This is a genomic window from Candidatus Berkiella aquae (assembly GCF_001431295.2).
Taxonomy (GTDB): Bacteria; Pseudomonadota; Gammaproteobacteria; order Berkiellales; family Berkiellaceae; genus Berkiella; species Berkiella aquae.
This window is the reverse complement of the sequence record NZ_LKAJ02000001.1, coordinates 1,006,045-1,021,365: the sequence shown is the minus strand read 5'-3', so window position 1 is coordinate 1,021,365 and position 15,321 is coordinate 1,006,045. Positions and strand designations below refer to the sequence as shown.

Sequence of the window (15,321 nt, the reverse complement as noted above, 5' to 3'; positions counted from 1 at the left end):
CAGATGGAGATTTTAATCTCGTCTCATGCTGCCACAATATGGTATTTGTTTGATTATCTTTAGACATTCCTACAACTTTAACAAACTGCCTTCATGCAAGGCAGTTTTCACATTTAATTTTTGCCCTTTTCTCACTTCTTCACTACATCGGAGTAAAGCGCTTCGCTCTTTTATTTTTTGACAATCAAATGGTTTTCAGAAATAGTGATGATTCACTTTTCATGTGAAATGAATAAAATATGATTAATCATCAATTGGTTAAATCATTTTAGGTTTTATGTTGAGTTCGCTTTATCTTAGGTAAATCTAAAGGCTCGGGTTCTTGAGCGAGTTGTGGTTTAGCCATACCCTCCCCCAGCGTAGGAGTTGAATGCGCACCAACACTGGGTCTTAATGCCGAAGGCCTTGCTTGATGATCAGCTGTTTTTTCAAGGATAGACGCTTTCACATGCTGCATAACCGCTTCACGAATAGCAATCTTACCAGCAATCTGTTGAGTCATCGGATCAGTTAATTTTAAGCTACTCACTCTTGATGCTAGATCTTTTTCAATTTGCTTTAATTGATTCAGCGTTGCATAAGGAGGAATGATAACTGCCATAATCGTTTCAGTTGCTACTTTACGAGTAACTTCATTGATATTTCTGTTATCGATATCAGTTGAAGCCATACTAACAATATCAGCAAAATTTTTTGGTTTCATGTCTTTGGGTAACTGCTTCAATGCATCAACACTTTGTCTCATTGCATCGGACCGAAATTGCTGGCTGACTTTTGCACTAGGATCACTTAAGTGTTCTAAGCAACCGGCTAAGGCAAGCGCCTCATTAGAAAAAGCGGCACCATGATCTCGTTTCCTCGAAGTTTGTACATGTGTTTCAGGCTCTGTTCTGATCGTTGTTCTTGCCTCTTCTACATGAGGTTTGGGTTCAGTGGGTGCTGTGATGCTTGGTTGTATTGATTGCAGTTCAGGTTCAGTCAGTGTTGTCGTTTCTACTTCTAACACTTGAGTTTCAGGTTCATTTTGCGTGGTCGCCCTTGTATCTACTGTTGCTACTGCATTTTCTTCACGTTCTACTTCACTAACCTCATCGTCACTACGATCGGTTGGGCTAACGTGTACCGTTCTATCATTTGTAATGATATCATCCGTCTCTGCAAAGGTTACATTCTTGGGTTTTGTGACTTCCTGATTTGAGATATCACGTGTTCGGCGTTGCGTTTCATCGCGCAAATGATTAATTAAACTCAATAAATCTTTAGTTTCTTCTTTAGGCAAAGATTTTTGTTTCTTATTACGAAGACCTCTTATTTTCCTTGGAATACTCTTTATTTTTCTTGCAAAGCCTTTTTTAACCGGTTGTTTGGGTTGAACTGTTGCTTGCGATTCCAAATGTTGTTTTATCGCAGTATAAGCAGTTATCATCCCTTGTATTTTGTCATTGACGCGATCCCCTGCTGCTTTTAAGGTGGCATCATCTGACTGCATTGCGGTTTTAATCCGACCCACAATTTCTTCAATTTGATCTTTTTTTGCAGCAAGAAACTGTTCATCATTCGGTGTTTTATTCGCACTTTGAACTTGGACGAGAGCCTTTGCGTATTCTTTCAGACTTCTTTCAAGAATGACTTCAGCAGGATCAATTTTATCATTGTCATTGTCATTACCTTGTAAAAACATTAATGTTCTTTTATTACTAATGGCAGTTACAAAAGGCTTCATACTGTCTGTAAAATTGAGATCTCTATATATTTCCAAATTACTCGCTTGGTCGTATAAATTGCTTATTTCTGTATCGTCCTTTATTTCATCTTTAAAGTATTGTTCAATCTTAGCGACAAGCAACGACTTAATTAATGCATCATTTTCTTTTATCACAGCTTCATCAAAGGGAATTTTCCTTGCATCACTTACTATTTTTAAATTGTTTTTCTCAACATTAAGAAGCCCCGTAATACTTTCATGAATTTTTTTAAGTGATTTTCTAAGTTCTATCAGTTTTGAAATATCAGGAGACTCTTTAGCATGTTCTGTTTTAAGCTCTTGCATAACTACTGAAATTTCTTGCTTAAGTACATCCATTTTTTTAACCGCTTCAGCATGCGCTGCATTGATATCGTCTGCTGTATTTTGTTTACTCTTTACTTTAGAAAAATCTGGCTCAGTTTTCCCTCTGGGAAAAAACTCCAAGGTATAATTATAATAATTACCCAGTGGTTGAACGGTAGTCGCCAAAACAGATTTTATGTTTGTTTTAGGTTGACTAGTTGTTTCACCTATTCTGTCTTGATTTTCTACAATAGCCGTTTTTATTAAATGCCCTACTATTTGCACTCTCGTGCCACTAACTTTTTTAGTTGTTTCGGAAATTTTTGGTATTTCAGCCACATTGATTAAATCTTTTATTAATACGGATGGCAAGGGGATCACTTCCATTCCAGATGCAATTCTTGCCTGCATGCTTTCTCTTAAGTTTTTACTTGAACCTTCAGGGTTAAATAATTTACTCGCTCTAGCGATAGAAGCCTGTTCATTAACATTGTTCGTTAAATATTTCAATCGCTCAACAGCAGTATTAGTCAATCCCCCTTGAATGGCTGAGGCAGAAAGATAATCTCCCCTTTTTAAACAACTTTCCATAAGATTGATATAAAATGTATAAATTGCTTGTTGATGTTCTTTGCTCGTTGCATGAATAATGTCATGAACTACTTTTGCTGATAAAAAGTTATAAGAATCGGTCATCTGATTAATAGCCAAACTTCTTTGTTTGTCATTGTCAATTTTTTTAATTTGAAGCTCTAGTGGACTAACCGCTTTAAATAAGTTTGCATGATGTGCTTGCAAATCATCTGCAAACATTGCTGCTATCGAAGCAATATTATCTTGTTGTGCAGGATCCTTTAATTTAGAATCAATAAAGTCATCAATATCAACCAGTGTCGATGTATCGGAGGTAGTAGGCTGCGGTATGCTTTTTGCTTTATTATTCTGTGCACTAATTAACAACTTTAATTCAGACGCTTGCTCAGCTGATAAATTTTTTGAAAACTGCTCTATCCCTTTTTTGTTTTTTTCGAGATATTCATGGTTAACATCTACTTTCAATAGTGCTTTTAAAAGAATCATTGCATTATGCTTATAGATGGCTTGTTCTTCTGGTGAGTTTAATTCACTGTAGGATTTTTCTAAATCAGCATAAAATTCTGGAGGTGTGAGAACATCATACATACCAATCGCCATATTGTCGTAATCGTCTGTTGTATATGATGTAGCATTCACAGCATCACCCACTGATTCACGTGGATCACGAAAACCTGACATTAATTGACTAATAAAAGTAGCTTGCTCCTTAGGCCCTTCTTGCTCTTTAAAACGTTTTACACCATGATGGTGTTCATGTATTACTTTATTTATCTCTGGAGTTCGGCTTTGTTCAGGAATTTTTTCTAATTGCGCAACAATATGTCCCATTGTTTTTAATAAAGTATCTCGCTTATTGGGATCGCTATTTTTTAATCCTTGAGTAATCTCGGATGAAAGCTGCATATCATCTTCAAACATAACACCGAGTGAGTAACAATCAGATGCAGGTGAAAATTGCGCCATTTCACCTACTTTATACTCTGGCGAGCGGGGATTCGCCACTCGCACCTCAGGAGGCATATAACGAGGATCGGTGCCTTCTGGAGCACCAGCATGCGCAATAGGATCAGGAGGGATTTTACTGAGATCAAATTGAAACGAAAAGCCAAAATCTATCGCAGCAACCACAATCTGCTGACCTTTAACATTCGCCATTAAATTTGCAGGTTTAATATCCCCATGGATAACCCCTCTAAGATGCAAATCATTAACTGCTTGACAAGATTTATAGGCTATAATCAATTTTTGTTCTTCACTCAATGCAGTTTCATCTTGCCTGCGTTTCTGGTCTTGATCGTCTTTGGTATAGAGCTGCCCCGCTGTTAATACATTAGTATATAAATGCTCAAATATTTCTTTCCCTTGCCGCAATTGCATAATGGTGTAACTCTTTTCATCCGTACTTACACCTCGATAATCTTTAGATTCCTCTAATTTTCTTGTTTCTGTTGCTTTGAGGTAGCCAATAAATTTGGTAATTTTACTTTCTGCAGTATCGTCTGCTTTTTTTCCTTTCCCTTCAATTTTTATGGCAAATGTCTGCCCTTGCTGGTTTTGTGCTATTTTAACAATACCATAGGCACCTTCTCCCAAATATTCTCCATTTGCCAACGCATAAATAACTTTATTTTCTCTTGGACGTATCATTGAACAGTTTAATGTTATCTGTTTTTCTTGCATTAACTCATCAGTTGTTGTTAGAACGGTTCCCTTTTTTATTTTTACTGCATCAGGATGTGCGCTAAAGTATTCATCCGCTGCTTTAAAATCTATCGGATTGACATTTAATAGATGTGAGCCAAATCGCTTTTCAATTTTTGCTGGTTTTTTAGTTGTTTGTATTGGTACCTGATTTTGGCCAGTCGCTGATGGCATTGTCAATGTTGAAGGATTCACAGCTGTATTTTTATTGGCAGTTCCTGTATTCAAATCGGTTGCAGATTTCGCAGCGGTGCTTTTTCGTCTTATTCTACCAAATACGTTTTTCAAAGCATTTGATCGTCTTTTTCTTAAATTTTTATCTGTTTTGTTTTTAGATTGAGCATCCGTTTTAACAGCAGCATTAGTATTGCTTGCAACCGAAATGGACGATGTTGTTTGAGAGCGATTTGAAATATCAGTAGATGATTTTGCACTTTTTTGCTTTTGTGCAAGGTCAACAACTTCATCTTTCGTTAAAGTAATAGTGGCCATCGTTGAGTATTCTGTGACTTTATAAGTTCCATTAGGCACTCTTACAATGCCATACAGATTTTCTTCACCCACTTTGGGTGCTACAAGAGTAAGAAATTCTTTTAATTTTTCAACTTTATGTGCTTCTGGATTTTCTAGAAACGCTTCTGCTGCTTGAATAACATCATCCGATAAAGCAGCTTCGGTATTATCTACAACAGCTTCTTTATTTTCCATCTCTTCAACGCTATAGCGCCCTTTGCGTCTACTTTCTATCGGCGGAGAATTTTCATCACCAATGGATGGGGCTTTCCATTTGCCAATCATTTTAATTTTTCTTACTTCTGGAGGTTTTTGCGAAAAGGTTACTTGTTTTTTAGCTGCTGATGTTTTTTCTTCTGACTTTTCTTCTGCTTCACTTTCCATCCCCTCCGCTAAGGAGGTGCTTGCTTTTACCCGAGCAAGCAGCTCATTCCCTTTCTCTCGCACTTGCGAGTTACCCAGATGAACTGCTAATTTTTGTAATATTTCAACTAAAGAAGCATATGCTTGCTCATCTGAGGCATTGGTTATCAATCCCTCAACATCTAGCTGGGCTGAATTAACATCTTCTTTAGCATCATCATCCGTTAGTGTTGCAGCAAACACGGCGAGTTCATTGCTGATTTGTTCTAGTGAAATAGTGCCACCTTCCATGCAATATCCCCTATTAAATTGTTATTTTTAAAATGCCATATACAGGTATGACAATTAAATAAATAAAGAATTCTATTCTTTTATCTAAAGTAATATGAAATTGAAAGATTTAAACGCAAAGAGGGTAAGTACGCTTTTTTAATTATTCCAGTTCTTTTTAAAAAACTCTTCAAATTTTTCAGCAGGTTGGGGTTGTGCAAAATAATAGCCTTGAATTAAGTCACAATTATGTTGTTTCAAATATTGTAATTGCGCCTTTGTTTCGACGCCTTCTGCAATTACTTTCAAGTTAATGCTATGCCCTAAATCAATAATACCCCGAGTGAGTGCATGTCCTTCTGTTGCATCTTCAATTCCTTTAATAAACGAACGATCAATTTTTAACTTATCAACTTGAAACTGCATTAAATAACTAAGCGAAGAATAACCGGTACCAAAATCATCTAATGCTAAATCGACACCTAATGATTTTAAATCTTTCATAATTTCAATTGCTAAATTCATGTCTTGTGCTAAAACACTTTCCGTTAATTCAATTTCGAGCCACTCTGGAGCTAATTGTGTTTCTTTTAAAACAAATCGTACTAAGGCTACAATATCTGTTTGAAACAGCTGTCTTGCAGAAACGTTAACAGCAACCTTTATAGGGGGGTAACCTGCGTTTTGCCAATTCTTAGCTTGTATACATGCCGCCCTTAATACCCATTCTCCAATCGGCACAATCAAATGCGTTTCTTCTGCTGCCGTCATAAAAAAGAAAGGCGAAATAAATCCTTTCTCTGGATGATTCCACCGAATCAGTGACTCACAACTTACCATCGTTTGGGTCTTCAAATTGATTTGCGGTTGATAAAAGAGTACAAACTCATTATTCTCAAGGGCTTTATGTAAGTCTGAAATGATATTTCGTTTAATTTGTAATTGATCTATCATACCACGCTGAAAAAACTCATATTGATTGCGTGTGCTACTTGTTCTATTCACAGCTAATTGCGCATTGCGTGTTAAAACATCATTTGTTTCACCATCATTGGGGTAAAAGCAGATACCCACACTTACTGTCGTAAAAATGTTTTTATCAAGGACTTGATAAGGAACGGTTGTTATTTCAATTAAGGCTTGTATGTAAGAAGCTGCTTGGGACGCATCGCGGATCTGAGGAGATATCATGCCAAATTCATTATCACTTATTCTAGCTATTGTACTTTCATTAACAGTGAACATCTGGAGTCTATTACAAAATTCCAGTAAATATGCTTCTGTTACTTCTTGACCATAGCTATTAAGAATTTCAAAGTAATCATCAAGCCGCAAAATAAAAATGGACATTTTTGCTTTAATCGATTTTGCATGATTAATTTCCATGGTCAGGTTCTGACCGAAAATAACACGATTAGGCAATTTGGTGACTGCATCCGTTGTTGTTCGCTGCTTTAATTCTTGTTCAACTGCTTTTAAAATAGTGACATTTAATCCAAAAATACTAACATACCCCCCGTGAATCGGTACAATATTCAGCAAAAATGACAACTCACCGCTTTTCATTTCAATTTCTTGTGGTTTGTTTGATTGTATTACTTGGCGAATGATCTCTCGCCATTCGGGGGGCAATTTTTCATTTAGACCAACCTTCCAAGTCATCATAATGTACTGACTTGAAGGGTTTGCATATAATAACACTCCCAACTTATTAACACGCATCACAGGATTGGGATTCGCACCAGGAAAATCTAATAATTCTTGATAAGCTCTTTCTTCCCTAACAAGACTCAATCTGATTGCATTACGTAAGCGCACAGCTATATAGAAAAACAGCGCTGTTGTTGCGGCCAATAGTAATGCGATGCTTTGCCAAATAATTACAGTCACATAGATATTCCTAAATAATAGGAAGTGGTAGTCCATATTAAGTTAATTATACTAGATACCCTGAATTAGCATGATAAATCTCTTTCAAAGCAAAGTGCATTGTCTATATAACGATGCTATACACTATATGTAGGGAACCAGGCTTTGTCAGCGAATTCAGGGAGAGAGTGATGCATTTTAAACAATTAGGCAGCTTATTATTGCTGGCATGGCCAATGTTAAGCGTGGGTAATGACGGTGAAAATTATTCAGCTGAAACCGGCTTTAAACGCAAATTACCCCTGACTCAAGCTGCTCACCAAACAACTATTGCAATAAATCGTACACAAGAAAAAGCACTTGAAAAACTGAAAGAATCAACAACCTTGGAAAATTATTCAGCAACCACTGGATTCAAGCGTTCATTGCCTGTGGCTCCAAAAATCAACCACCAACTGACTCCCATGCAAAAAACCATAACTGATTCTAAACCTTCTGCTCCTGAAAAGCGAAAGCAACGCGTTGCAAAAAAGAAAAAATACACTTTGCTGACCAAACGTCAAATACAAAAAGAAAATGCAAAAACTCAGAAAGTACAACAAGATAAAAATAATGAGCATAACAAGAATGAGCTCCATGCTAAAAATGTAAAATCTCAGAAGATACAAACAGCTAATCACGCACAATCTGGCAAAAGCATGTCATCTTTAATTGCCGAACTTTTCAAAGCAAAACCCAACACTGCAAAAAATAATGTATCAACGAAACAATCGCTAGAACATAAAGTCATCACTAATGCCAAAACAGTTGACCCAGCCATTTTTGCCAAAAAATGTGCTGATTTATATAATAAACACCAGTATACTAAAGCATTAAAAGCCTGTGAAAAAGCGGCAGAAAATCATGACCATGCGTCCCAGTTAGCATTAGCTAAAATGTATAGCATCGGTAGTGACAGTGCTGCTCCAGATTACGTCAAATCTTTACATTACGCTACTTTAGCTGCTAATCAGAATAATCCTGAAGCACAATTCTTTATGGCATTGTGTTTTGAAAATGGTATTGGTGTATCAAAAGATACAAAAGCTGCACATCGTTGGTACCAACGAGCCGTGAATAATGGTTTACCCAATGCAAAGTCAATTTCAGCAGCTTCTTCTACAGTCAACTTAGAAAAGATGTTCTGGCCTGGTGCAACTGAATACCAAAATGCATTAAAAGAATTAAAAAAAGCAGATACTCATAAGAAAGGAATTGAGTCACTTCAACTTGCTGCAGAACATGGCCACCCACTCGCAGAATATCAACTTGCCATGCAATATCTGCAAGGCAATGATATTGCCCAAGATGATGCCAAAGCCTTGCATTGGTTATCCAAGTCCGCAGAAAAAGATAATCACCAAGCACAAAGTTATCTAGCTTGGATGAGCTTTTTGGGTTTAGGAGCACAAGCCAATACCCAAGTTGCTCTTAATTGGTTTATAGCAGCCAAACAACCCCATGATGAAAATGATATTCAAGATTCCTTACAGAATAAATTAGCTCAGTTATCTTCAGTACCAGTAAGAACGCAAATTTCTGACAAAAAGCAACAAATTGCTAACTTTCAAAGAGGTATTGATTTAATTGAGATGAGTGAAAATGGTTCAGCAGAAGGCATTGCACTTGTTACTAAAGCTGCTGAGCAAAATAATATTGATGCTCAACTTTATCTGGCAAGATTATATGAACAAGGTGAAAAAGCACCTGCTAACAGCAAAATGATTTTCAAATGGTATGAACAAGCGGCTATTGCTGGAAATGCTGATGCTCAATATGCACTAGGATGGTTATACTATCATGGTCAAGGTGTTTCTAAAGATTCAGAACTTGCGGCACAATGGTTTGCCAAAGCCAATCGTTCGGGTGATACAAGAGCCAATGAAGCAATCGCATTCCTTGATTCTCAATCAGCAAAAGAAACGGCTATGACAATGCCAGCGAATTTAACGCCCGCTAAGCCAACGATTGCTAGCAGAGTAAAAGATAAAATTACCGATAACATGAAAGGTATTGTGAAAGCATTAGGGTTAAGTGGATTGAAAGGATATAGCAGACATTCATGATTGCACTTTCTGTTACAACACCTTTATTGCAGTCACATATCTTAAGTGAATTGGCTGGCCGTCATATTTATCTAAAATGTGAAATGCTCCAACCTAGCGGTTCTTTTAAAGATAGAGGCATTGGTGCATTATGTTTGCACTACTCTCAACAACACGTCTCTGGTTTTATCTCTTCCTCTGGAGGTAATGCGGGTTTAGCGGTTGCTTATGCTAGTCAAGTGCTCAATATACCCGCAAAAGTGATTGTTCCTAAAACGACACCTGACATTATGGTAAAAAAGCTCAGAGCAGAAAAAGCCTCTGTCATCGTCGAAGGTGATAACTGGGATGAAGCCGACAGCCTTGCAAAAGAAATTTCAGAAAATGAACATTACGCCTATATTCCACCTTTTAACCACCCTCTCATTTGGCAAGGGTATATGCCTATTATTGATGAAATAAAGCAACAAATGTCAAAACCGGATGCGATTATAGTTTCGGTAGGTGGCGGCGGACTTTATTCGGGGTTAGTACAAGGCTTGCATGCTCATGGTTGGGAAGATGTTGCGATAATCACCGCTGAAACCGTCGGCGCTGCATCACTTGCAACAGCGATGAAAGAAAAGAAACGTATACGCTTAGATACCATCAATACGGTCGCTACAACATTAGGTGCTAAACAAATCTGTCAACAAGCTTTTGACTTGGCAATGAAACATCCCACCTTTGCACAAACGGTGACAGACAAAGCAGCCGTCAACGCCTGCTTACAATTTGCGGATCATCATCGCTTTCTTGTCGAACCTGCTTGTGGTGCTGCTTTAAGTATTATTTATGAGCAGTATCCTATAATACAGCAATTTTCTAATATTGCTGTCATTCTTTGCGGGGGAAGTGGCGTTAATCTTGCACTGCTTAAAAAATGGCAACAACAATTTTCTTTATGATACCCTTTGATGGAATAAAATATGAACACTCATAAAAAATGGATTGGCGCTTTTTTGGTTGTTGGTGGCATTGCGGTAACAACTTGCTATTTTATCAAATCTCCTGAAAGCACTATCAATTTTATAAAGCATAATCCAACCGGTATGCAATGGATCCCAGCAGGTTCGTTCACAATGGGAGCCATTGACAATAAAAGTATGCCCAATGAGCATCCTGCCCATAAAGTAAAAGTCAGCGGCTTTTGGATGGATGAACATCCGGTAACGAATGCTGAATTTGCAAAATTTGTTGAAGCGACCGGTTATATTACAACTGCCGAACGTAAACCGGACTGGGAAGAATTAAAAAAGCAGTTACCACCTGGCACTCCAAAACCAGATGATAGTTTATTAGCGCCTGGAACCTTAGTTTTTATGCCCCCTTCTCATCCCGTTCCGCTTAATAACATTGCAGCATGGTGGCAATGGACCCCTGGTGCGAGTTGGCAACATCCCGAAGGACCTAATAGTGACTTAAAAGATAGAGAAAATCATCCGGTAGTACATGTCTCATGGGACGATGCTAATGCTTATGCTAAATGGATTGGCAAACGTTTACCCACGGAAGCAGAATGGGAATATGCAGCGCGAGGCGGATTGATAGATAAACGTTTTCCATGGGGAGATGAATTTAAGCCAAATGGTAAACACATGGCAAATACCTTCCAAGGAGATTTCCCCCATAACGCCGTGGCTGAAGATGGTTACATTAGAACCTCACCTGTCAAAACTTATCCCGCTAATGGTTATCGATTATACGATATGGTAGGAAATGTTTGGGAATGGACGCAAGACTGGTATAACACCAATCACTATCAGGAATTAGCCCAGCAATCTATTACGGTTAACCCACAAGGGGCCAAAGAAAGTTACGATCAGCATGAACCTTATGCTTTTAAACGCATTATTAAAGGTGGTTCATTCTTGTGCAATGTTAATTACTGCGAAAGCTACAGACCTAGCGCAAGACGTGGACAAACACCTGATACAGGAACGTCACATGTTGGATTTAGGTTGGCATTGTCGCCTAATCAGACATGATTAGCTGGTTTTGGAAAATTTTCATTTAGATAAAAATCCCCCGCTCGCATCTGCGAGCCGCCCCCTTTTATTCAAAGGGGGCTATTTTTAGAACTTATGCATTTACTCAATGTATCAAATTTTACCCCCTTTGAATAAAAGGGGCAGCTTGCTTTTCAAGCAAGCGGGAGATTTTTATCTTAATTCGCCTTTACCTCCCCGCCAGCATGAGATCATCTATCAACAACGAACCACTTTGGTAACTTCCACGTTTATCAACGTCATTTCCTACCGCTATCAAGTTTTTAAACATATGTTTTAAGTTGCTAGCAACCGTTAATTCATGAACCGGATATTGAATCATTCCGTTCTCTACCCAAAATCCTGCTACACCGCGCGAGTAATCACCCGTTACCAGATTGATCCCCTGGCCCATTAATTCAGTAATTAAAAGTCCTCGATCCATTTTTTTAAGTAACGCAGTCAAGTCATCATTACCTGGCTTGATGAATAAGTTATGAACACCACCTGCATTACCCGTATTTTGCATCCCTAATTTACGTGAAGAATAGGCACTCAAAATATAGCTCTTCACAATACCGTTTAACACAATATCTTTATCTTGAGTTTTAACACCATCACCATCAAACGGTGCACTACCTAAGCCGGCTAACAAATGGGGTCTCTCGTATAAATGTACAAAATCTGGGAACACTTGTTGTTCTAGTGAATCTAATAAGAACGTGGTTTTCCGAAACAAACGACCACCGGAAATAGCATTAATAAAGTGTCCTAAAATACCCGATGCTAGGGTTGCATGAAAAATAACAGGGGATCGTTGTGTAGAGAGCTTCTGCGCACTAAGGCGTTTAAGTGCTCTATCAGCAGCGTCAATACCAATCGCTTGCGCTGATTCTAATTCATCAGCTTTGCGTGATAGGGTATATTGATAATCACGTTCCATACCATTGATATCTTGCGCTATGACAGAACAAGATAAACTATGGCGACTCGTTGGATAATATCCTAAAAAGCCATCGCTATTTCCATAAACATGATAAATTTGTGAGGTGCTCACCGTTGCACCTTCACTATTCACAATGCGTTTATCATAGCCAAGTGCAGCGTGTTCGCATTCTTTTGCTAATGCAATGGCTTCTTCTACGGTAATGTCCCATGGATGATATAAATCTAAAGGTTTATGCTCTGTTGCCAAATCTTCTTTATTGGCAAGTCCTGCAAAAGGATCCGCTTCTGTCAGCTTCGCTAAGTTAATCGCGGCTTCCACGGTTTTGTGCAAAGAGTCTCTACTAATATCTGTTGTACTGGCAGCACCTTTAGCTTGCCCACAATACACCGTAACACCAATGGCTTTATCTCGATTGAATTCTAAGGTTTCAACTTCCGCTTTGCGAACACTAACGTTTAATCCAATAGAACTATGTAACCCCACTTCTGCAGATGAAGCACCTAATTTTTTAGCCATCATTAACATATCTGTCACAATTTGTTGATAATGACTTTCATCAACAAAATCTGGCAGTTTGACTGGTAAGGCTTGACTCATAATAACCTCTTAGTTTTTCGTTCCGCCAACGGTTAAATCATCAATGCGTAATGTAGGCTGACCAACACCAACTGGCACGCTTTGTCCTTCTTTACCGCAGACGCCAATTCCTTCATCTAACGCAAGATCATTACCCACCATTACAATCTTTTGCATTACATCAGGACCATTGCCAATTAAAGTGGCTCCTTTCACAGGTCTTGTCACTTTGCCATTTTCAATGAGGTAAGCCTCATTGGCAGAAAAAACAAATTTACCTGAAGTAATATCAACTGAACCACCACCAAAATTAACGGCATAAAGTCCCTTCTCTACCGAGGCGATAATTTCTTCAGGAACATGTGTTCCAGGTAGCATAAAGGTATTCGTCATTCGCGGCATTGGGATATGAGAATAAGATTGGCGTCGACCATTACCGGTTGATGCAACACCCATTAATTTTGCATTTAATTTATCTTGTAGATAACCTTTTAAAATACCATTCTCAATTAATACCGTGCGCTGTGTTGGGGTTCCCTCATCATCTACGGTTAAAGAACCTCGTCTTTCAAGCAAAGTTCCATCATCGACAATCGTACATAAAGGCGAAGCGACTCTTTCACCAATTCGACCGCTAAAAGTTGAACTGCCTTTACGATTAAAATCACCCTCTAAACCATGCCCAACAGCTTCATGCAACAAGACACCAGGCCAACCAGGCCCTAAGACAACTGTCATGGCACCCGCAGGTGCTTCGATAGCATCTAAATTAACAAGTGCTTTGCGAACCGCTTCTTTGGCATAACCAAATGCACGTTCATTTTCAGTAAAATAAGCATAGGTTGTTCTACCACCGCCACCGCTTGAACCTGTTTCACGACGATCTTTACTTTGTGCAATGACTGTGACATTCAATTGTACCAAAGGTCTGACATCTGCTTGAAAGGTGCCATCACTACCTACAATTAAAATGGTTTCAAAAACACCACTTAAACTGACAATCACTTGGCTAACGCGAGGGTCGCATTTTCTCGCATAGCTATCAATTTCGCGTAGCAATGCAATTTTATTTTCTGTTGCTAATTCTTCTAAGGGATTCACGCTAGTGTATAGTGGTGTGATTATACGTTTTCTTTCCCAAGCTTGTATTGCTTGCTGTTTACCACTTGCTGCAATACATCGTGCCGCTTCAACCGCTTGCTCTAATGCTGGCAATATGATGTCATCAGAGTAAGCAAAACCCGTTTTTTCACCGCTAATGGCGCGCACGCCAACGCCTTGATCGAGATTAAAGCTACCTTCTTTTACAATGCCATCTTCCAACATGAAAGATTCTTGTCTCACACTTTGAAAATATAAATCACCGCTATCAATTCGATGACCTAATAATTGTCCCAATGCACGTTCTAAATCGCTTTCTGATAGTCCACTCGAAGTGAGTAATTGTGCACGTGCAAGTTCTATTGCATTCATGGTTTCACCTTATCATTTAGGTTGGCCAACTCTTTCATTAAAAATGAGCGACAATGAGTTAATGCTGGAAACTTTTCACGGATATTATTCATTTTTGTCATATCTATCTGTGCCATTACGGTTCCCTCTTTATCGTCTAAGCTTGCTAATATGTCTCCCCAAGGGCTAATAATCATGGTATGGCCATAAGTACCATGACCGCTTAAACGAATGCCAACTTGGTCAGGGGCGATGATATAACAAAGATTTTCAATCGCCCTTGCTCTTATTAATATTTCCCAGTGTACTTTTCCTGTATTAATGGTAAATGCCGATGGCAACACAATAATTTGTGCCCCATTAAGTGCCATTAAACGAAACAGTTCAGGGAAGCGTAAATCATAACAAATAGCAATGCCTACTTTACCAAAAGGCGTTTCTAGCACTGTCATGCTGTTCCCGGCTTTTATACGTTCGGACTCAAAATAAGATTCGCCACTTTCGACTGTTACATCAAATAAATGAATTTTATTATAGCGCGCAACACACTCGCCTTGATCATTCCACACTAAACAACTGGAATAGACTTTATGTTCATCATCACTTAATAATGGCAATGTGCCACCGACTATCCAAATTTTATTTTTTTTTGCCGTCAGTGCTAAGGTTTTTTGTATGGGACCTTCTAAATAGTTTTCAGCCATTAGCAATTTTTCAGCGGGTGTCAGCACTAATGATATAAACTCTTCTGGCAACACTGCCATTTTAGCGCCGTTTAAAGCTGCCTTTTCAATTTCTGCACAGGCTTTGGCTAAGTTATGTTGAATATCATTGGTAGAGGCTATTTGTATTGCAGCAATCAATGTCATT

At 38.4% G+C, this 15,321-nt stretch carries 8 protein-coding genes; 3 read left to right on the top strand and 5 right to left on the bottom strand.

Features of this window, described 5'->3' with window-relative positions; all coding sequences use genetic code 11:
• Nucleotides 1-268 precede the first annotated feature (268 nt).
• Together HT99x_RS04725 and HT99x_RS04720 are read right to left on the bottom strand one after the other, a co-directional pair.
• Nucleotides 269-5,515 (bottom strand): RasGEF domain-containing protein, encoded by a 5,247-nt coding sequence (locus tag HT99x_RS04725; RefSeq protein ID WP_075066798.1) that lies wholly within the window; start codon nt 5,513-5,515, stop codon nt 269-271.
• A 138-nt stretch (nt 5,516-5,653) separates the two neighbouring features.
• A complete protein-coding gene (locus HT99x_RS04720) occupies nt 5,654-7,384 on the bottom strand; it encodes an EAL domain-containing protein (protein WP_075066799.1) in 1,731 nt (576 codons plus the stop codon).
• A gap of 170 nt (nt 7,385-7,554) precedes the next feature.
• Here HT99x_RS04720 and HT99x_RS04715 point away from each other — a divergent pair, with 170 nt between their 5' ends.
• From HT99x_RS04715 to HT99x_RS04705, 3 genes are read left to right on the top strand one after another with little or no spacing between them, the layout of a single operon-like run.
• Nucleotides 7,555-9,468, top strand: coding sequence for an SEL1-like repeat protein (locus HT99x_RS04715; RefSeq protein WP_075066800.1), 1,914 nt, complete (start codon nt 7,555-7,557; stop codon nt 9,466-9,468).
• Complete coding sequence (locus HT99x_RS04710; RefSeq protein ID WP_083482922.1) at nt 9,465-10,394, top strand: pyridoxal-phosphate dependent enzyme; 930 nt, start codon at nt 9,465-9,467, stop codon at nt 10,392-10,394. Before HT99x_RS04715 ends, HT99x_RS04710 begins: the two co-directional genes overlap by 4 nt.
• 21 nt (nt 10,395-10,415) lie before the next feature.
• Nucleotides 10,416-11,474 carry an SUMF1/EgtB/PvdO family nonheme iron enzyme gene (locus HT99x_RS04705; RefSeq protein WP_075066801.1) on the top strand — a complete coding sequence of 353 codons (1,059 nt, stop codon included), beginning with the start codon at nt 10,416-10,418 and terminating at the stop codon, nt 11,472-11,474.
• A gap of 190 nt (nt 11,475-11,664) precedes the next feature.
• Here the strand turns inward: HT99x_RS04705 and pmbA are convergent, their stop codons facing one another.
• The 3 genes from pmbA to HT99x_RS04690 are packed head-to-tail and all read right to left on the bottom strand — an operon-like array spanning nt 11,665 to nt 15,320.
• Complete coding sequence (pmbA, locus tag HT99x_RS04700; protein WP_102134654.1) at nt 11,665-13,020, bottom strand: metalloprotease PmbA; 1,356 nt, start codon at nt 13,018-13,020, stop codon at nt 11,665-11,667.
• Nucleotides 13,021-13,029: 9 nt separating this feature from the next.
• Nucleotides 13,030-14,472 (bottom strand): metalloprotease TldD, encoded by a 1,443-nt coding sequence (gene tldD, locus HT99x_RS04695; RefSeq protein WP_075066802.1) that lies wholly within the window; start codon nt 14,470-14,472, stop codon nt 13,030-13,032.
• The gene (locus tag HT99x_RS04690; RefSeq protein WP_075066803.1) at nt 14,469-15,320 is read right to left on the bottom strand and encodes a nitrilase-related carbon-nitrogen hydrolase; all 852 of its coding nucleotides are present in this window, start codon (nt 15,318-15,320) and stop codon (nt 14,469-14,471) included. Before HT99x_RS04690 ends, tldD begins: the two co-directional genes overlap by 4 nt.
• Nucleotide 15,321: the final 1 nt, after the last annotated feature.

Excerpts from the sequence above, each read along its gene's own strand:
- HT99x_RS04725 (WP_075066798.1), bottom strand. The coding sequence starts at position 5,515 with ATGGAAGGTGGCACTATTTCACTAGAACAAATCAGCAATGAACTCGCC.
- HT99x_RS04715 (WP_075066800.1), top strand. The coding sequence starts at position 7,555 with ATGCATTTTAAACAATTAGGCAGCTTATTATTGCTGGCATGGCCAATG.
- HT99x_RS04710 (WP_083482922.1), top strand. The coding sequence starts at position 9,465 with ATGATTGCACTTTCTGTTACAACACCTTTATTGCAGTCACATATCTTA.
- HT99x_RS04705 (WP_075066801.1), top strand. The coding sequence starts at position 10,416 with ATGAACACTCATAAAAAATGGATTGGCGCTTTTTTGGTTGTTGGTGGC.
- pmbA (WP_102134654.1), bottom strand. The coding sequence starts at position 13,020 with ATGAGTCAAGCCTTACCAGTCAAACTGCCAGATTTTGTTGATGAAAGT.
- tldD (WP_075066802.1), bottom strand. The coding sequence starts at position 14,472 with ATGAATGCAATAGAACTTGCACGTGCACAATTACTCACTTCGAGTGGA.
- HT99x_RS04690 (WP_075066803.1), bottom strand. The coding sequence starts at position 15,320 with ATGACATTGATTGCTGCAATACAAATAGCCTCTACCAATGATATTCAA.